The 264-nt window shown below is 63.6% G+C and carries 1 protein-coding gene; it reads right to left on the bottom strand.

Features of this window, described 5'->3' with window-relative positions; all coding sequences use genetic code 11:
- On the bottom strand, window positions 1-264 hold a 264-nt coding region (locus tag ACPYOJ_RS35665; RefSeq protein WP_481420431.1), incomplete at both ends, for a LysR substrate-binding domain-containing protein.

Below are 264 nucleotides of genomic sequence, written 5' to 3'. Positions count from 1 at the left end.
GCGCATGATCTCGCCGGAGAGATTTAGCGAGGCGGTGAAGATCAGGTCCTCGACATAGCCGATGCGCGGATGCAGCTTCAGCGCTTCCACGCTATCGGGCAGGCCTGCCTGCTCCAGATAGGCTTTCGAGGCATAGAGGCCGAGCGTGTAATCCGTCAGCTTGGAGGAGACCAGGCGGCCCTGCTCGGGGCGCTCGAGCGTGATCGCGATGTCGGCCTCGCGCTGTGACAGCGAAAAGGAGCGAGGCACCGGCACGAGCTGGAT

The organism is Rhizobium sp. SVR5-9E, assembly GCF_056755095.1.
The sequence above is the reverse complement of the archived record's forward strand: the minus strand, read 5'-3'. Positions and strand labels throughout refer to the sequence as shown.